14 protein-coding genes are annotated in these 16,004 nt (G+C 40.7%); 9 read left to right on the top strand and 5 right to left on the bottom strand.

What is annotated here, in order from left to right; all coding sequences use genetic code 11:
- The first annotated feature begins 3 nt into the window (after positions 1–3).
- Entirely contained in the window at positions 4–396 is a 393-nt protein-coding gene (locus L5M18_RS05800) for a type IV pilin protein (protein WP_263196197.1), read from the top strand.
- A complete protein-coding gene (locus tag L5M18_RS05795) occupies positions 393–698 on the top strand; it encodes a TapY2 family type IVa secretion system protein (protein ID WP_263196195.1) in 306 nt (101 codons plus the stop codon). Before L5M18_RS05800 ends, L5M18_RS05795 begins: the two co-directional genes overlap by 4 nt.
- Before the next feature lie 91 nt (positions 699–789).
- Here the strand turns inward: L5M18_RS05795 and L5M18_RS05790 are convergent, their stop codons facing one another.
- Positions 790–1,284: a GspH/FimT family pseudopilin gene (locus L5M18_RS05790; RefSeq protein ID WP_028760913.1), complete on the bottom strand. Its 495-nt coding sequence runs from the start codon at positions 1,282–1,284 to the stop codon at positions 790–792.
- 143 nt (positions 1,285–1,427) lie between these two features.
- Positions 1,428–1,940 carry a GspH/FimT family pseudopilin gene (locus L5M18_RS05785; RefSeq protein ID WP_113941308.1) on the bottom strand — a complete coding sequence of 171 codons (513 nt, stop codon included), beginning with the start codon at positions 1,938–1,940 and terminating at the stop codon, positions 1,428–1,430.
- Between the two features lie 241 nt (positions 1,941–2,181).
- Between L5M18_RS05785 and glnB the strand changes: the two genes are divergently transcribed.
- Together glnB and L5M18_RS05775 are read left to right on the top strand one after the other, a co-directional pair.
- The gene (gene glnB / locus L5M18_RS05780; protein WP_028760911.1) at positions 2,182–2,520 is read left to right on the top strand and encodes a nitrogen regulatory protein P-II; all 339 of its coding nucleotides are present in this window, start codon (positions 2,182–2,184) and stop codon (positions 2,518–2,520) included.
- Between the two features lie 196 nt (positions 2,521–2,716).
- Positions 2,717–4,006 carry an NAD(P)/FAD-dependent oxidoreductase gene (locus L5M18_RS05775; protein WP_263196193.1) on the top strand — a complete coding sequence of 430 codons (1,290 nt, stop codon included), beginning with the start codon at positions 2,717–2,719 and terminating at the stop codon, positions 4,004–4,006.
- 49 nt (positions 4,007–4,055) lie between these two features.
- On the opposite strand, the gene L5M18_RS05770 is transcribed toward L5M18_RS05775, so the two are convergent.
- Complete coding sequence (locus tag L5M18_RS05770) at positions 4,056–5,072, bottom strand: LacI family DNA-binding transcriptional regulator (RefSeq protein WP_263160894.1); 1,017 nt, start codon at positions 5,070–5,072, stop codon at positions 4,056–4,058.
- Between the two features lie 388 nt (positions 5,073–5,460).
- Between L5M18_RS05770 and L5M18_RS05765 the strand changes: the two genes are divergently transcribed.
- From L5M18_RS05765 to L5M18_RS05755, 3 genes are all read left to right on the top strand, one after another.
- On the top strand, positions 5,461–8,139 hold the full coding sequence (locus tag L5M18_RS05765; RefSeq protein WP_198573931.1) for a TonB-dependent receptor: 2,679 nt from the start codon (positions 5,461–5,463) through the stop codon (positions 8,137–8,139).
- A gap of 95 nt (positions 8,140–8,234) precedes the next feature.
- Positions 8,235–8,939, top strand: coding sequence for a SapC family protein (locus tag L5M18_RS05760; RefSeq protein WP_198573932.1), 705 nt, complete (start codon positions 8,235–8,237; stop codon positions 8,937–8,939).
- 20 nt (positions 8,940–8,959) lie between these two features.
- Positions 8,960–10,498 carry a tryptophan halogenase family protein gene (locus tag L5M18_RS05755; RefSeq protein WP_263169573.1) on the top strand — a complete coding sequence of 513 codons (1,539 nt, stop codon included), beginning with the start codon at positions 8,960–8,962 and terminating at the stop codon, positions 10,496–10,498.
- Between the two features lie 54 nt (positions 10,499–10,552).
- Here L5M18_RS05755 and L5M18_RS05750 read toward each other — a convergent pair whose 3' ends face one another.
- Together L5M18_RS05750 and L5M18_RS05745 are read right to left on the bottom strand one after the other, a co-directional pair.
- The gene (locus L5M18_RS05750; RefSeq protein ID WP_263196192.1) at positions 10,553–12,079 is read right to left on the bottom strand and encodes a tryptophan halogenase family protein; all 1,527 of its coding nucleotides are present in this window, start codon (positions 12,077–12,079) and stop codon (positions 10,553–10,555) included.
- Between the two features lie 14 nt (positions 12,080–12,093).
- On the bottom strand, positions 12,094–13,011 hold the full coding sequence (locus L5M18_RS05745) for a sulfite exporter TauE/SafE family protein (protein ID WP_263196191.1): 918 nt from the start codon (positions 13,009–13,011) through the stop codon (positions 12,094–12,096).
- Positions 13,012–13,506: 495 nt separating this feature from the next.
- Between L5M18_RS05745 and L5M18_RS05740 the strand changes: the two genes are divergently transcribed.
- Both L5M18_RS05740 and L5M18_RS05735 read left to right on the top strand, forming a co-directional pair.
- Entirely contained in the window at positions 13,507–14,499 is a 993-nt protein-coding gene (locus L5M18_RS05740; protein ID WP_263196190.1) for a substrate-binding periplasmic protein, read from the top strand.
- Positions 14,499–15,986 (top strand): methyl-accepting chemotaxis protein, encoded by a 1,488-nt coding sequence (locus L5M18_RS05735; RefSeq protein ID WP_263196189.1) that lies wholly within the window; start codon positions 14,499–14,501, stop codon positions 15,984–15,986. Before L5M18_RS05740 ends, L5M18_RS05735 begins: the two co-directional genes overlap by 1 nt.
- Positions 15,987–16,004: the final 18 nt, after the last annotated feature.

The raw sequence follows: 16,004 nt of genomic DNA, 5'->3' as shown, positions 1-16,004 counted from the left end.
TTTATGAAGGTTCAACTTAAAGGTTTTACCCTGATAGAGGTGATGATCGCCGTCGTGATCATTGGTATTTTGGCATCGATTGCATACCCTTCTTATACGCAGTACATTGCTCAGAGTGCAAGATCAGAAGGGTTAGCTGCTTTGATGCGTATAGCAAACTTGCAGGAACAGTATTATCTCGATAATAAAAAATATGCTACTGATTTAACAAAACTTGTAGGGGCCAACCCTTATATCACTGAACACAAACATTACTCTGTATCATCAAGTGGTGCATCAAGCTTTACGATTAAGGCAGTTGCTCAAGGGGGTCAGGCTAGCCGTGATGCCTCGTGCTCTCCTTTAACAATATCAGATACTGGGGCAAAAGGTCCGAGTGCGGAGTGTTGGAAATGAAATTAATAAACCTCTTTATAACGGTGGCTTTCTTACCAAGCTTAGTTTGGGCTGACTCTGGAGCAACAGTCAGCGAACAAGACTTCAAATGCTACATTACATCAAAGAAAAGTGCTGAGATTGCCTTCTATCATTGGAAGAGTAGTGAAATGAATGTGAGAATGGCTAGCCTTGTTGGTACTACTCGCCAATCAAATGATGGATTGAAATATTACATCTATAGTGTTGAGGAGTGTGTCGCATTAAACGCTGAATTTACTAATACTAAGGCACAAGTTTTGGATAAGTTAACACCTAGATAAACATCAGCATGTATTTTTAAATGTTAACAACGAACGATTTAAGGATAATATTATTTTAGGGTAGTGAACGATAGATTTAGTCTCCCATATTTTATGTGCAGCTTTTCCCATCTGCGCCCTCTTTTATTAAACCTGAAGTGCTAATGTTTATGCTTTTAGAATTGTCACTTTGCCCATTTGAACAATAGATAATTGATGTTTCAACTGAGACTAAACCATCGGGTGTAAAATCAATTTTTTTATCGGCGGGCCCTGATAGGGAAATTACATCGTGTGTATTGAAACTATCGATCACTTTCAATACATTCTTGGCACCTCCATTGTCAATATATACACTGAATCCTTTATTCCAGTCTGTGCCGCATGGTGATGCCGCGTATGGGCAGACTGTTACTGTTGCGCCATAGTTGACAGCTTGGTTTCTTGCAAAAGCAAACACATCACTAATTTTTCGTATTTCATTAGCGCTGCGTGTCCCTTCGTATAGCGACGTAAGTGATGGAACCCCTATGGCTAGTAGGATTGCTGCTACGGCAATTGTGACCATCAGTTCGACTAAGGTAAATCCTCTTGAAATAATTAACATGTAGCTATCCTCGTTAAAACTTAGCTAAGTATATGCGAGGAGACTCTAATGGTCAGTATCTATTCTATATTTTCAATATACCCAATAAATTGATTTTCTTGCTTTTATATAATTAAATTTAAATAGGGAGTATATATTTAAATTTAATCGCAATTGATATTCTTTGCGGTAGAAAGGCGAACTCTACCCGCCTGATTAACAACGATTGCACGGGAATTTTTGCTATCAATTGTTCGTGGGCAATACTTGAAAGTACCATTACTTCCAGAAGCTAACCCATCAGGTTGAAACTTTATCGAACTTTTATTGTATGTTAAAAAATCTTTCGAATCGAATTCATCAATGACCCTAATAATTTTATCGTTAGCATCGAAGCTTTCGACTACACCTGTATCAATGAAAATTGTTAATCCCTTTTGCCAATCTTGAGTACATTTCCCATTTACGAGTGGGCATACTGTGACCCTATAACCATAACTAACAGCTGTATTTCGCGCAAATTGAAGTGTCTGCTGGATAGTTTTAATATTGGTATCAGCTCTTATCTGATCGCTGAGCTCGGTCAAGGAAGGAGCTCCAACTGTTAACAAGATTGTTGAAATTGATATCGTAGTGATAAGTTCTATCAGGCTAAAGCCTTTTCGATGGGAGTTCATAACAGATCCTTGTTATTTTTCGCTTGCATCCCGCGAGCGAGTTAGTGCTGACTAGAATGTAAGTATAAAATCTGAGGCAATATTCATAGTACTTTTTTTAGACTTTTATGTGCTAAAAGCGATTTTATAGAAACTGTGTTTTATGAGTAAAGCACTACATTCACTTCAATATTGACGTAACCCCGTGTAAGCTAGTGTTATTCTGTTTGTTTATGTTATTGCAAGGGATGAGGAATTTTTAATGAAAAAAGTTGAAGCCATTATTAAGCCATTTAAGTTAGATGATGTGCGCGAATCACTTGCAGAAATTGGTATAACTGGGATGACGGTACTGGAGGTTAAGGGTTTTGGTCGTCAGAAAGGGCATACAGAGTTGTATCGTGGTGCCGAATATATGGTGGATTTTCTGCCAAAAGTAAAAATAGAGTTAGTGATCCAAGACGATCTGCTCGACCAAGCAATTGATGTCATTGTTGAAACGGCCCGCACAGGCAAAATTGGTGATGGTAAAATTTTTGTCACTGATGTTGAACGTGTTATCCGTATTCGAACGGGTGAAGAAAACGAAGAAGCGGTATAAACTGCTTACGAACGATTCTAAAGGGCCTAGTGGCCCTTTTTTGTTGCCTAAGCATATGGAAAAACTAAGTAGTACTGCTGGGTTTCTGAAATATCTTTAATGGAAAATCACCTGTTTTACTCAACTAATGTAGTTATCTCTTATCTGTAACATGGTATAACTTAGCCTCGCAAATGAGTTTTATGAGGTTGTCATTTTGGCTACAAAAAGAATAGTGATCGTGGGTGGTGGTGCTGCTGGTTTAGCGCTTGCATCGAAGTTGGGCCGTAAATGGGGCGGTAGTGATGTCGTCGATGTGTGCTTAATTGATAAAAGTCCTATTCATATATGGAAGCCTAAATTACACGAAGTCGCTGTTGGTGTGATAGATCAATCTATTGAAGGTTTACTCTATCGCGATCATGGACTTAAAAACGGTTATCGCTATATTCGTGGTGAGATAGAGCAGTGTGAGCCGGATGCTAAATCGATTCAGTTAGCCGCAGTCTATAATGATGAAGGCGAGTTGCTCCTAGAGCAGCGACAAATCGATTATGATTTTTTAGTCCTTGCATTGGGTGGAGTTTCTAATAGTTTCAATACATTAGGTGCTGATGAGCATTGTATTTTCTTAGACAGCCTTGAAAATGCCAATTTATTTCATCATAAATTACTCGACGCTTTACTCCAATTAAATGAAACGCAAGAAAGAGTCAGCATTGGTATTGTCGGTGCGGGTGCGACAGGTGTTGAATTGGCAGCAGAGCTTCATCATGTCATTGAGTCTGTTAAAGAGTACGGTTATCTGAATATCGCTAAGCATCATCTTGATGTGCATTTGATTGAAGCATCACCCAAAATCCTTCCTCAATTACCAGAGCGTGTAAGCGCTAGGGCTCAAGCTGTTCTTGATCAGATTGGTATACGTTTACATATCGGTGTTCAAGTTAAAGAAGTGACTCGTGATGGTTTCATTACCCAAGATGGCGATGTGATTAAAGCAGGCTTAAAAGTATGGGCTGCCGGTGTAAAAGGGCCAAAAGCATTTCAGCATTTTGCAAAACTGCCCATTACTCCGCGAAATCAGGTAGAAGTTGATGATTGTATGCGAGTTAAAGGTCATCAAGATATCTACGCCCTTGGCGATTGTGCTCTATTGCTCCAAAGTTCTGGTCAGCCTGTTCCACCAAGGGCGCAAGCAGCAGCTCAGATGGCTGATACCTTGTTTGATAATATCGTTAATCGATTACAAGGTAAGCCTGAAAAGGCATTTATTTATAAAGATTACGGCTCATTAGTGTCTTTAAGCCGCTTCTCTGCGGTAGGCAATTTAATGGGGAACCTACGCTCTGGCACTTTCTTTGTTGAAGGCCATATAGCAAGATTGATGTATATCTCTTTGTATCAGAGGCATTTAGCCAGCCTTTATGGTTGGTTTTCGGCAATTGTGTATCGAGTGGCACAAAAGTTATTGAAGTGGCAGCGTCCGAAGCTCAAATTACATTGATTTCTATGTGATTTAGGAGATAGAAAGAGAGCATATATGCTCTCTTTTTTTATTGTTTAGGAATTGCCGACGAGTCACGAATGATAGGTTCAGGAGTAAAGGTTTTAGAATATATGGCATCTTGCTCGCGACGTTTTGCTATTAATAATTCAGTAGCAACCTGAGCTATTTCTGCGTTTGGCTGATGTACTGTGGTAAGTTTAGGCCAGGTTTGACGTGAGAATGGGCTATCTTCGAAACCGACAATTGATAAATCAACGGGTATGTCTAAACCCGCTAAACGAGCCGCAAAAAGTGCACCAGCGGCAATTTCATCGTTACAAGCAACAATCGCCGTCGGGCGATTTTTTAGTTTGATGAGCTTGTTAGCACCATCAACACCGGACTCAAATGAGTACTTCCCTTCAATTATGTAGTTTTCATTCAGCTTTAGGTTATTTATTGTTAATGCCTGTTTAAAACCAAGTAATCTCTCTTTGGTGGATTCATGGTGTAAATCTCCGCTTAAAAAAGCGATATGCTTGTGGCCTAAATCAATCAGATGCTGGGTGATTTGAACTGCACCGAATTTATCGTTGACTAAAATAGTCAATCCATTCTGATCGTTGTCTTTTTCTCCCGCAATAATGCGCACATAGTTAGCATCAATTTCAGTGAGTGCTTTGAGTACTTTAGGATCTTCTGACAAGGGAGGTGTTAGTACTAATCCTGCGAGCCTAGAATATTTGACTAGTGCTGTAAGCTCATCACATATGGTCTCTGATTTGGCATTGCAAGGGTGGATGACAAGTTCATAGCCCTTGTCTTTACAGGCTGACAAGATCCCATTTTGCATATCAATAATATAGTAAGCGTTTGGGTTATCGTAAATAAAACCAATAGCATAGGATTTAGTTCCTGCTAGATTTCTTGCCGCTAAATTAGGTTGGTAGTTAAGTGCTTTTATCGCCTCGTTCACTTTGTCAACGGTGGCCTGCTTCACTGAAGGTTCGTTATTGGTTACACGGGATACTGTCTTGATAGACACTCCAGCATATTTAGCTACGTCGTTGATAGTGACTTTCATTGATGTAAAAACTCTTTGTCTAAGGTCGCGAGGGGTTTAACTGTTCTATGAACGTAAATTCTTTACCAGCAATTTACAAGCTTACATTTTTTATCAGTTTTTTCTGACTTATACATCTTATAGTGCGAGCTTTTGATGTGCTTAGCAATCCTGAATTGTTACAAATTGGCGTTAATTTATCATTGTTACAATTATGCTTGGAGTTGTAAGTTTACGTCATAATATTAAAGCTCATGTTTTATAATGATTTTTAATAAAAATACTGATTCAACATTCTGCTTTATGACATTTTTTTGCTTCCATCGTTATTTTGTTGTGGCAAGGCTGTTAATTATTGTGTAATGTTTGCACTAGACATGACAGCGTTGTCATTCCTCAGGGAATGGTTATGAATACTAAAACGATAATAAAGTTATGGAAGGGAAACGAGATGCGACCATCAACCTTTAAGAAAACTGTACTAGCTACAAATATTGCTATCCTACTCGGCAGTGCTGTATCCATCAGCGCTGTTGCTGCAGACGCCGTGGCAACCACCGCAGCACCTGAAAATATTGAAAAAATTGAAGTTCGCGGTATTCGCGCTTCCCAGCAAGCTAACTTAAATGCTAAACGCTTCTCAGACAGTACTGTGGATGCGATTACTGCTGAAGACATTGGCAAATTTCCGGATAAAAACGTTGCAGAATCTCTGCAACGTATTCCTGGTGTCACGATCCAGCGTCAATTTGGTGAAGGCGCGGGTGTTTCAATTCGTGGTGCGGGTCAAGATCTGACTTTGACAACTCTGAATGGACAAAACGTAGCTTCAACAGGTTGGTTTGTTCTTGAGCCTGCAAAACGTTCATTTAACTATGAATTATTACCATCTGAATTAGTTGGTAACTTAGAAGTCTATAAATCATCTCAAGCGGACTTAGCTGAAGGTGGTGTGGGTGGTACTGTTGTAGTTAATACCCGTAAGCCATTGGATATGGATTCAATGACTTTCTTTGCTTCTGCTGAAGCTCAATATCAAAGCGATTCGGGTGAAACAGATCCACAATTTTCAGGCTTAGGTAGCTGGAAGAATGATGATGAAACTTTTGGTGTATTAGTTTCTGGCGTTATGCAAAATCGTAGCTTGCAGCGTCAAGGTGATGAAGCTTTTTGGGAATGGGGTGCTGGCCCTGTCGCATTTGAACAAGAGCGCGAACGTTCAGCTATTGCTGCAACATTCCAGTATGCCCCGTCTGATTCATTAAACTTTGTGTTTAACGCGATGGACATGCAAATGGCCGCGGACAACACCAACTACGCATTATGGTTTACGCAAGCTGACACTTCATGGTCAGGGGCTCCAGGTTCTGGTGCTTGGGATAACACGGAATGGATTGGTGGCTGCGGTTTATGTGGTGGTGATAAGCCAGATGCATCACAGTCAGGTTCTCAAGTTGCAGGCCCTGTTAACTTAGCATATTGGCAAGCTCGCCCTCGTGAAGCGACAATGAAGTCTCAAGTTTTCGACTTGAAGATGGAATATAGCGGTGATGGATACCAGTTTACGACTCAAATCGGTGATACAAGTTCTACTGGTGGTACCGATTTTGAAATGGTTGTTGAAGATGGTCTGGGTGGTACAGCATTAAATGGTGCGACTTATGACTTTACCAATGGTCATCAAACTTGGGATTTAAATGGTTTTGATACAGCCACTTATGATCCAGGTTCGCTTGCAATGGGTACTGGCAGTAACTTTAATAAAACACCAAAAACAGATGATGAAACTTATATTCAAGCAGATATTAAGTTTGATGTAGATCTAGGTGTGGTTAATGCCATTAAAACGGGTCTGAAATATGCGAAGCATAATACAACGAGTCGCCGTTTTGACTTTGTACAAGCCGATGACTTTAATCCCGTCATATCAACAGCAGGCTTAAATACTGGTACTTTTGCTGTAGGAACAAGTGAATACGATATTATTCGTTTTGATCCAGATGCACTAAAAGATTGGGCTAAATCGAGCATCATCGGTGAGACTGAAGATTTTGGTTCATACCGTGAAATTGATGAAGATAACTATGCTGCTTATGTGATGGCTAACTTTGCATCAGAAGGTGTACGCGGTAACTTTGGTGTGCGTTATGCGGGTACTGAAGCGACCTCAACGTACTATGTTGATGGTAAGAAAACCGATGCTTCAGCTAATTATGGGGAATGGTTACCAAGCTTAAACGTAGCATTCGACTTAGCACCAGATCTCATATTGCGCGCATCAGCGGCTCGAGTTATGGCTCGTCCACAGTATGATGACATGTATGTTAACCCTAACGTTTTAGGTGCAAATGATGATGTGCCTAATAACCAAAAATGGGTTGTTGGCAATATCGGGTTAAAACCATTTATTGCTAATCAAATAGACTTAGGCATTGAATGGTATTTCAATGAAGAGTCATTACTTTCTGCGGCTTTATTTATGAAGGATGTTAAAAACTTCGTAACCTTTAGTGAGTACCATGCAGATAGCGCCGATATCCCATTTACTGGCACGTTAAAACCTGATGAAGTTGCTGGTGGTTGGACTGTGCAAGAGAAAGCCAATGGCGAATCTGCGACAATCCAAGGTTTAGAGCTGCAATATCAACAAGACTTTGGGAACGGCTTTGGCTCAATTGTTAACTACACTTATACTGATAGTGAAACTAGCCCAAATACATATACAGATCGCAACCCGTTCTTAAGCGATAGTTCAAAGCACTCATATAACTTAACTGGTTATTTTGAAAACGATTTGTTCCAAGTTCGTTTAGCATATAACTGGCGTAGTGAATATATGATCCGTGAAACTGGTTCATACGGTAATCGTTTACACGATGCATTTGGTAGTTTGGATTTGAGTGCAATTTGGCATGTTACTGATTATATGGATATTAAACTTGATGGTAATAACCTGTTAGAAGAAGGTTCACGTCAGTTTGGTAACAATCAGTTCCAATCTAATCTAAGTGGTTTTACGGATGGCTTCCCTGTATTTGAATACAACATGGCCCGCCGAATTACATTAGGCGCTAGCGTACGATTCTAATCTCGGTTTAACTCAGGTATAAATGAAAAAGGGAGCTTGCTCCCTTTTTCATATCTCAATAATATTCAATCAGAAGAAGCCCTCAAGGAGCTCATATGACTAATTCAATCACCCCACTTGACTCAGCAAAACATGCGCACCTGAAAGTGACTCCTACCACTTATGAACATGTTGCTGCGCAACACTTACTACCCATTTCAATTTATGAGTTTGCCTTTGCTGCTGTAGATGCTCCTGTTGTTTTTGTTAAAAATAGTGAAACAGGAGAATATCAGTCCGTAATTATGCTTGGATTAAAACCTGGACAGAATTTGAAGCAAAAAGATGGCAAATGGTTAGGGCTGTATATTCCAAATATACTTAAAAACTATCCGTTTGGTTTAATGTTGAGTACTGAACAGCAGGATAAAGTATGGGTGGGGATACGAGAAGAAAGCGCTCATGTGAGCACTGATAAGGGAAATGCATTGTTTGAAGGAGGAGAGGAAACTGCGTTTTTAAGATTGCGTAAAGACAGTATTATAAAAAACTTCGAACAAGAGCAAATGAGTAAGGCAATTATTGCATTTTTTGCTCAAAAAGAATTATTTTCTCCCCAAAGTCTTACCGTTGACATCAAAGGCGAAAAACGCGGCATAAATGGTATCTATTTCATCGATGAAGCTAAGTTAAATCAACTCAGCTCAGATGAGTTCTTAGATATCAAGCAACGAGGCCTTTTAGCGCCAATTTACAGCCATTTGAACTCATTACATCAAATTAATCGCCTAGCGAAAGAAGAAATCGAGTTGAGCGTTTAAGTAATCAGCAGGCATAGGTCATGACTTCAATAAAAAATATAAAGAGTGTCGTCATTGTTGGTGGCGGAACTGCAGGTTGGATTTCTGCCTGTCATTTAGCTAAAAAGTTGAATGCTAGAACACCTAAAATACAAGTTATGTTAGTTGAGTCCCCGAACATTCCTACTATAGGCGTTGGTGAAGGGACAGTGCCTATGTTACGCGAAACATTAAAGTATTTTGGTATTCGAGAAGATGAGTTTATTCGTTGCTGTGATGTAACATTTAAGCAGAGTGTTAAATTCATTGATTGGAATAAACCCAATTCAGGGGAGTACTATCACCATTTATTTGATTATCCCTACTTTAAAGACGTTACTTCAACGTGGCTTAATAAATCTCTTTCAGATAGAGGCCGCTACGCTGATCTTGTGTCAGTTCAAGGTCATTTGATTGATGCGGGACTTGGACCTAAAGTGATGACACAGCCTCAATATCGAGGTGCTATGCATTACGCGTATCATCTCGATGCTGCAAAGTTTACCAAGATGTTGACCAAATTTGGTGTTGAACAGTTAGGCGTTAAACATCTTCTTGCAGAAGTCATTGATACAAAAATAGACGCTCAGGGACATATCTTAGAGTTACATACTGATAATGCTGGTGTATTGAATGCGGACTTGTATGTTGATTGTACTGGATTTAGTGCTCAACTCATTGGCAGCGCATGTAACGTTCCCTTCGTTGATAAGAGTGACATTTTGTTTGTCGACTCAGCATTAGTTGTGCAGCTTCCTTATGAAGATAAATATACGCCTATCCCTTGTTTCACTAAATCAACAGCACAAGAGGCTGGCTGGATATGGGATATCGGTTTGTCTGAACGTCGTGGTGTTGGTTATGTGTATTCCAGTCAATATTCATCAATAGAGCAAGCTGAGAGTGTATTGCGGGAATATCTTGGTAAAGCAGAACAAGTCTCGTTTCGACACATACCGATGAAGGTGGGGTATAGAGAGAAATCGTGGCAAGGTAACTGTGTTGCGATTGGTTTGTCGAGTGGTTTTGTTGAACCTTTAGAAGCGACTGGTCTGCTTATGTTTGATGCGACAGCCAGAATGTTAGCTGAATGTTTTCCTGCTAATACTGACGTTATGCCACTTGTGGCTAATCGTTATAATCAGCGAGTATTGAATGCTTGGAATCGGGTGATTGATTTTATTAAACTTCATTATGTCATAGCCAAACGAATGGATACGCCATTTTGGGTTGATAATAAAAATGAAATAAGTATTCCAGACACATTAAAAGAACATTTAGAATTGTGGCGCTATCACATACCGACTGCCTATGACTTTACTTCTACGCTAGAATTTTTCAATTTAGAAAATTATTTATATGTACTCTATGGCTCAGACTTTGAGTCAAAATTAGAGAGGAAATTAAATGATGAAGAGGAAAGGCTTTTCACGGTAATGACCGAGAAATTAGGCAAGCAGGTTACATTACTCAAATCGCAATTATTACCCCATAGAGAGTTAATTGAACGTATTAAGTTGTATGGCATCCAACTTAATTAATGGTTGAATTAAATGGTAAGTAGAGCAAGATTTTTAATCTTGCTCTTTATGATTTTAAATATTTTTAATTTTCGCTAAGAATTCTTGATGTGATAAAGATTGCTCTTTTGCTCTAAACTGTTGTGTTTTTAAGTTGTCGAGTATTCTTGATATTTCATTTTTTGGACAAGGTATATGGATTTCAGGAATATGCTGCATACCATAAAGTACGTAGCGATAATTCTCATCTGTAAAAACTGAACTATATCCATTGGCAAGATCGACATACTCACAAACCTTGTCTTTCCATAGTGTCATTTTTTGTTCTAGAGCAGGTATGAATGCTGAGCTTTGTGCAGCTTTTTGCCAGAATTCATTATCATCTCTATCAGTTAAACAGTAATGAAGTACGATAAATTGTCTAAGATCGGTATACAATCCGTTCATTGCGATATTATATGACGTCCTTATCGCTAGGGAGGGATTAGATGAAGTTAAATGCGTCGCTAGCAATCTTGCTCCTAAGTTTATAAGATGCAAGCCTGTCGATTCTAAGGGTTCAATAAATCCACCTGCGAGCCCCATTGCAATACAATTTCCAACCCAAAATTCACGTCTACAACCTATCTTCATATCTAAGTGAACAGTTCTTATGATCTCTTGTTCATCGCCAAGATAAGCTTTTAATTCAGCCTCAGCTTGCTCCCTCGTTAGACTATGTCCATCGTAGACATAACCCGTTCCTTGACGATTCGTTAGGTCAATTTCCCAAGCCCAACCATGACTAAGTGCTGTTGCTGTCGTATAGGCTCTTGGTAGCTGGTGAGGCAGATATTCCCGCTGCATTGCAACGGCTTTATTGCAAGGTAATTCGGTTTCGAATGATTGCCAGTTATCATTCTTTAGGCTTTGAATTAAAAGCCCTTTAAAGCCTGTACAGTCGATAAATATGTCACTCTTGAATGAGCCTTGGTCAGTTACAACCTCTATGATGTTGCCATCATTAACCAGAACGTCCGTTACATTTGCTTCAACATGATCTACCCCTGCTTGGGTGGCTTTGCGCTTTAAAAAGGTCGCCATAAGTGTCGCGTCTAAGTGGTAACCATAGGGGACAATACCTTGATATTGATTCAAGTATTGCGTTTTAGGGCTTAAGTTATTTTGCATTAAGCTAAATGAAAGGCTTGTTGCTTCAGCAAAGGAAGTGCTGTTTGATTCATTAATCTGATTATTTAAAATCCAAGCACTTGCATTATCAACTTTTCCAGATGGTTTTTGTTGCTCAAATGGATGGAAATACTCATGAATTTTGCCATCGACTGGTTTCATCCAGTTACGAAATAAGATGCCAGTCTTTAATGTTGCGTTAGTTTCTTTAAGTAGTTCATTTTCATCTAATCCCATAGCTGCAAAGAAGAATCGTAGACTATGAACTGTAGCTTCGCCAACGCCAATAATACCAATTTCTTTACTTTCGATAAGTCTAATATCTATGATATTAGATGAGTGGTTATATAACTTACTCAAGTAGAGAGCCGTCATCCAGCCTGTGCTACCGCCACCGACAATCGTGATACTTTTTAGCGGAGAATTATTCATCTTAATGTTTCCTATTAACTCGCCAACATGACGCTACCCGTCAAAATGATCCAAATGGAGAAAAAGTGTTTTAATACTTTTACTGGGAGAAAGAGTGCTAATTTACGAGCGAGTAATCCTCCGATAATGGCGCCAGGGCCTGCGAATAACACTAGCTCAAAGAGGGCATGGCTATTTGTTGAAAAAATATGGATAGGGCTTGCTGACCAGACTGTAATCGCAGAAACAACAACGCCAGTGGCGACCGACATTTTGGCGCATAGTCCCCTTATCATGAGATAAATGACGACTAATTCACCGACGCCTACCGATAACCAAGCTGTGATAATACCGCCGAAATAGCCAATGAGAGCGAGCCAAAGAAAATCGACCGGCATTATAGAGCGAGTGATTTGTGTGCTACTTTTGCTACTGATAATGATGGCGATACCAAGCACTATCGAGAAAATGCTAAAGCTGGTGTGTAGCGAAGAGGGCGAATTGAGTTGTAGTAATTGGCTACTCCAGAAACCTAAGACAGAAAAGAAGGCTGCAAGTAATGATGCTTTTACAAAACCAGACCATGCATCATCTTCTCGGTGGTGCTTTTTATAATGCAGTGACCATGAAATCGCGCCTGCGGTCATGCCAAAGCATTGGATCATAAATGAAGTCGAGACACTTTGAGACTCACTAAAGTTGAGGCTCGAAAATACCGGAATAAAGATGACTCCACCGCCAGCTCCAGTCGAGTTTGCAAATATCGCTCCTGTGATGCCTAGAAAAACGAAGCGTCCATATTCTTGGATAAGATCAAATAGCGAATGAAAATGGCTCGCCCAAAATAACCAAGTTCCACAGAGTAGCAATACCAAACTGAGGTTTAGGTAATACCGATTTAAGCGCGGAGCAGGCTGGGTATTATTGGGCACAAGTGTGTTAATGGGATTCATCAATAGCTACCGTGATCTTTGTCATGTTATCGCTATGTTATCAATGAAAGACAGCGTTGTCACATAAGCTTGAATAAATAAATTAAACATTTTAAGTATATGAAAAAATAGCATTAATTATGTCTATTCATAAAAAATAACAATAATTGTCAAAAAAATGTAGAAATCCTGTTCTTTCTTGTGTACTTTAATAATGACAACGCTGTCATCTGCTTGTGTGACGCGTTGTTTGTAAGGTCTGCATGAGAGGATGAGGTCTCCTTATCATGTGTTTGGCAGGAGTATTGCTGTCGGGCGGCGATACGTTTGTCTTTGATATTTTGATAGTCTCTCCCCAGAAACTAGCGTGGGCTGGGTACTGTAAGCAGTGCCCAGCCATTTTTTTAGGATGTTTTTACGGTATTACTCAATTGCCTACCTCAGCACTTGAACGTTAGCGGCATAGATAAATAAAACTCACTGGTATAAACCAGATAATAAAAGAGGCTGCAATTTATGGCGATTCATTTAACGGCTGCGATGCGTGTCATTGCTCATGTCACCGCACGCATCATGACAAGAAGAACGGTTTGCATCCCCCTGTTTATAATGGCATTAGCGTTTTTTTCGGCATTTTCCTCTTTTGCTGTATTTGCTGCCGACACAGCCACAAATAATTTAGCTTTAAATTCTGATGTGTCTAAATCGTCTGCACAGGTTTCAAAAACAATCACCACCGCGATACAGCAGGAATGGTTGCTAAAGTTACTTGATGAAGCACTGCGGCGCTCGGATTCGGGTTATCAAGCGCAAGAAATGTCGACTCAAATGAATCAAAAGCGCAAGGTTGAAGAAGCACTCGCTGGGACAGTCGACGTGTTTTGGAGCATGACCTCAAAAGAATTGGAAGAAACTGTGCTTCCCGTGCGCATTCCATTGTTTAAAGGGTTACTTGGTAATCGGCTGCTGATTATCCGTAAATCGGATGAGGCACGATTTGCTAATGTGAAAACCATGGCGGATTTTAGGCAGTTAAAGGCGGGGCAAAATCGTTATTGGCCCGATGCCACGATTTTAGAAGCCAATGGATTACCCGTCGTCACTAGCTATCAGTACACCAATTTATACTCCATGTTAGAAGGCGGGCGTTTCGATTATCTTGCCCTCGGCGCTCAGGAAATTGGCGAAGAACTCGCAAATCACCCCGATCCCGCACTTAAGGTCGATAGCCATATCCTACTGCAATATCGCTCGCCAGCTTATTTCTTTGTTTCCCCTAAGCGCCCCGAACTTGCTGCGGCCATTTTAGCCGGGCTTGAAAGTATGGTAAGCGACGGCTCTTTTGATGAGATGTTTAATCGCGAGCTTAAAATTGAGCAACTGTACTGTGAGGCTAAGTTTGAACAACGGGTGATTATCCGTCTTGATACACCTGATTTAAGTCCATTAACACCAATAGAACGCACAGAATTATGGTTAGATCTTTTTAGTATGCAAGGTGCAAAATAATGAAAACATTAGCCTTAAAAGTACAGATTGGATTAGCGGCAGCAATTTTTATGATTGTTAGCGTTCTGTTCGGTGCATCTTACTGGTTGGCGAGCGATAAATTGGCTGCCAGTGAAACTGAGTTTGAAGAAAATACCGTCGCCAATTTACAAGTGACCATGGCGCAGCCCATCTTCACCTACGACTATGAACAAATCCAAGCCGTGTTGTCTGTGATGCTTAAATCTGCGCAAATTTATCATATTGTCGTGAGTGACCATCGCGGTAAAGTATTAGCCGAGAGTCAACAGGCTCAAACAGTGGCCGATGAGTATCTAGTGAAACGTGAAATTCAATTTGCTGAGCAAGGTAACCCAACGGGCCAATTGGTCATTCAGTTTTCTATGTTACCTATTCGCGCTCAGTTGTCAGATTTACTCTTAGGTTATTTCTTGCAGGCGTTGTTAATTCTCGGTGGCAGTTTAATTGTTATCTTCATTATTCTTAAACGTTTAGTGATTAATCCACTTGGGAATGTGGTCCGTGCTATGGAAGAAATTGCCAGCGGTGACGGTGATTTATGCCACAGATTACCCGTCGAGAGTCAGGATGAGATTGGTCAGCTTGCCAAGGCATTTAATGGTTTTGTTGAGCAAATTCACGGCACGATTTCCAGAGTGCACGAAACCTCAGGGCAATTACTGGGCGATGCCAAAGTGCTGGGGTCTCTGTCGCAAACCAACAATGATCGTGTGCAAACCCAATTAAAAGAAACCGAGGCGGCAGTGACGGCTGTAACTCAGCTGAGCGCCAGTGCCAATGAAGTCGCCATTAATGCGAAACGCACCGCGGATGCGGCGAGTCAGGCCGATAAAGCGGTCGATGACAGCCAGCGGCAGTTCGATTCGGGATTAGACATTACTCGTAAACTGGCATCTGAATTAGCCCGCTCGGCATTGTCCGTCTCACAGTTACAGCAAGAAACGCAAAAGATTGATGAAGTCGTTGTAGTCATCAACAGTATTGCCGAACAAACCAACTTACTGGCGCTTAATGCTGCCATTGAAGCGGCAAGGGCGGGTGAACAAGGGCGCGGTTTTGCTGTGGTGGCCGACGAAGTGCGTACGCTGGCGAGCCGAACCCAACAGGCAACTGGTGAGATCCAGAAAATGATCCAGCAGGTCCAGAACCGAGTGGCTGAAACTGTCACTGTGATGAAAGCGAGCCAAGCACTCTCAACTCAGGGCGTTAACCGCTCAGAAGAAATTAAGTTAGTGCTTACTAAAGTGACTGATTTAGTCTCAAATATCAGTAATATGAACATCGAAGTTTCCCATGCGGCACAGGAGCAAACCTGCGTCACCGAAGCGATTTCTCGTACGTTAAATGATCTTGCCAATGTCTCAGGTTCAGCCTCACTCGATAGCGAGCACTTAGCGCACTCGAGCGAGCGACTGTTTCACCAAGGGGAAAGACTGCGGACGTTAGTAACTTCCTTCAGATTGTAGCCATTTCTGGAGCTAGAT

It is taken from the genome of Shewanella sp. SM20, from assembly GCF_025654545.1.
Classification (GTDB): Bacteria; Pseudomonadota; Gammaproteobacteria; order Enterobacterales; family Shewanellaceae; genus Shewanella; species Shewanella oncorhynchi.
The sequence above is the reverse complement of the archived record's forward strand: the minus strand, read 5'-3'. Positions and strand labels throughout refer to the sequence as shown.

Bases quoted from the DNA above. Each gene is read 5' to 3' on its own strand.
- L5M18_RS05760 (WP_198573932.1), top strand. From the start codon at position 8,235: ATGACTAATTCAATCACCCCACTTGACTCAGCAAAACATGCGCACCTG.
- L5M18_RS05750 (WP_263196192.1), bottom strand. From the start codon at position 12,079: ATGAATAATTCTCCGCTAAAAAGTATCACGATTGTCGGTGGCGGTAGC.
- L5M18_RS05735 (WP_263196189.1), top strand. From the start codon at position 14,499: ATGAAAACATTAGCCTTAAAAGTACAGATTGGATTAGCGGCAGCAATT.
- L5M18_RS05800 (WP_263196197.1), top strand. From the start codon at position 4: ATGAAGGTTCAACTTAAAGGTTTTACCCTGATAGAGGTGATGATCGCC.
- L5M18_RS05740 (WP_263196190.1), top strand. From the start codon at position 13,507: ATGGCGATTCATTTAACGGCTGCGATGCGTGTCATTGCTCATGTCACC.
- glnB (WP_028760911.1), top strand. From the start codon at position 2,182: ATGAAAAAAGTTGAAGCCATTATTAAGCCATTTAAGTTAGATGATGTG.
- L5M18_RS05795 (WP_263196195.1), top strand. From the start codon at position 393: ATGAAATTAATAAACCTCTTTATAACGGTGGCTTTCTTACCAAGCTTA.
- L5M18_RS05765 (WP_198573931.1), top strand. From the start codon at position 5,461: ATGAATACTAAAACGATAATAAAGTTATGGAAGGGAAACGAGATGCGA.
- L5M18_RS05755 (WP_263169573.1), top strand. From the start codon at position 8,960: ATGACTTCAATAAAAAATATAAAGAGTGTCGTCATTGTTGGTGGCGGA.
- L5M18_RS05745 (WP_263196191.1), bottom strand. From the start codon at position 13,011: ATGAATCCCATTAACACACTTGTGCCCAATAATACCCAGCCTGCTCCG.
- L5M18_RS05770 (WP_263160894.1), bottom strand. From the start codon at position 5,072: ATGAAAGTCACTATCAACGACGTAGCTAAATATGCTGGAGTGTCTATC.
- L5M18_RS05785 (WP_113941308.1), bottom strand. From the start codon at position 1,940: ATGAACTCCCATCGAAAAGGCTTTAGCCTGATAGAACTTATCACTACG.
- L5M18_RS05790 (WP_028760913.1), bottom strand. From the start codon at position 1,284: ATGTTAATTATTTCAAGAGGATTTACCTTAGTCGAACTGATGGTCACA.